This is a genomic window from Adlercreutzia sp. ZJ141, assembly GCF_011038965.1.
Taxonomy (GTDB): Bacteria; Actinomycetota; Coriobacteriia; order Coriobacteriales; family Eggerthellaceae; genus ZJ141.
In genome coordinates this window covers 1-1808 of the sequence record NZ_JAAKEB010000048.1, presented here as the reverse complement: position 1 = coordinate 1808, position 1808 = coordinate 1, and the positions used below count along the sequence as shown (strand labels likewise).

2 protein-coding genes are annotated in these 1808 nt (G+C 49.1%); both read left to right on the top strand.

Annotated elements, in window-relative coordinates; all coding sequences use genetic code 11:
- Positions 1–241 precede the first annotated feature (241 nt).
- Positions 242–547, top strand: coding sequence for a hypothetical protein (locus tag G7Y44_RS10235; RefSeq protein ID WP_165043812.1), 306 nt, complete (start codon positions 242–244; stop codon positions 545–547).
- A 137-nt stretch (positions 548–684) separates the two neighbouring features.
- On the top strand, positions 685–1605 hold the full coding sequence (locus tag G7Y44_RS10230; protein ID WP_165249665.1) for a transposase: 921 nt from the start codon (positions 685–687) through the stop codon (positions 1603–1605).
- The last annotated feature ends 203 nt before the right edge of the window (positions 1606–1808 follow it).

Below are 1808 nucleotides of genomic sequence, written 5' to 3'. Positions count from 1 at the left end.
TCTAGCAACACAACTCTCGTGGAGAGTAGTGTTGCTCACATCCCCTGAACTGGGGTATTGCGATTTCATGCGGCCACTTTCATGATTGTGTCAAGCTTCCGATTGCATCTATTAACAACGATTTCCGATAGCGCAGATCCGATAGCGTATCGGAAGCGAATATACGAGAGGTGTAAGGTGCTAGCACCACCCCACACCCCCCCTTGCGGCATCTGCGTCATCAAAGGATTGGAGAACTCCTATGAACGGCAGAGAAGCCAATAAGAAAAGGAGACTTGCGTACACACAAGGCTTACTTCCTGACACATACGCAAGTGAGTGTACAAAGCCCGATGGAAGAGTGCTTACCGCACACGAAGTCGAGCTTTCTGCACTTGGAAGGATCAAACAAGGCGAGCCTAGTGCATGGGATGTACTGTGTGCCGAGTCTCTTTCGGAGAAGTGCTTTTCGCACGGCTGTGCTTTTGATGACGGCGCTATCGATGACTGCCCCGGGTGGTGCAAATTTGCCATCTTAGGGTTTGAGAGCTGGGTGATGGCCTCATAAGCACCACTATCACTGAAGCGCTTGAGAGGCGCGTTATCGATCTTTTGCGTGCACGGCAAACCATAACCGAGGTGGCATGCGCGTGTAACATCACACACGATACGGTACGTCTTGTAATCGATAGCGTACATATCAAAATGCCAGCACTGCCTTCTATCCTGCTTACAGATGAGATACATGCCAAAAGCTATCGCGAATCTGATACAGGAAAGCAGGTTTGTGTGTTTTGGGCCTGCGCATATGATGGTGCCACCGGATGCTTGGTAGATGTCATTGAAGGTAGAGGTGCCGATGACATGGATCAATGGTTTAAACAGTTCGGGCTTGACGAGCGCAAACACGTCGCCTATTTCTGTTCGGACATGTATGACATCTATCTGAACGCAGCAAAGAAATGGTGTCAGTTTGCATGCATAGGAGTTGATCGGTTCCATGTTGCAAAGATAGGCGTCGAATGTATAGATGACGCCAGACGACGACTGCAAAAAGGTGCGAGCAACGGAGCTGACATCAAAAGGCGTCACCGTAAACTTGCTGCCAATCGTGGCAAGAGAAGACGTGAACACAAAGGCGAACCGTGGGTTGACCTTGAAAAGAAGACGATATGCAACATTCTTGCCATCTGCGACTCTAAGCACTCTCACCTGCGACAAGCCTATCTGGTACTTCAACTCTACTACATATGGCAAGACCATCCCTGGACTGATAGACAGGAATGCGAGAAGGCCCTCAACAACTGGATCATGAAGGCAAGTGGGCTTGCAATACCTGAGATGCGACGCTTTGCCAAAACGGTCGCGAAGTACCAGCAGTACTTGGTAACTGCCACGATAAGCCACATCAACACCGCTCGAGCAGAATCGACCAACGACAAGATCAAAGAACTCAAGCGCGAAAGCCGCGGGTTTGGCACCTTCGATGAAACCAGAAGACGACTTCTTTTGGCCTTTGGTGCACCAGATGCTGTTGAGGGTGCTACTGCCTATGAAAGAAGAAAGAAGGCGCGTGTAAGCGCTTATGCTTCCAAACCTTCCAAGAGAAGTAAGAAGAAGCACTAAAGGATAGACATGGCACACCTGTCTGTACCCAGAAGCCCGCCTGGACCTAGAGTCACATGATGTTGTATTTCTAGTTGTAAAGCTGCATCTCATAGCTTGTGTTTAAAGCCCTAAAATTCAAGGGTATCTGTCAGTGCGCCCAAAAACCATCCTGTTTTTTCTGAAACTGGTGTTGCCGCCTTAAAACTCACGCATATCGCCTG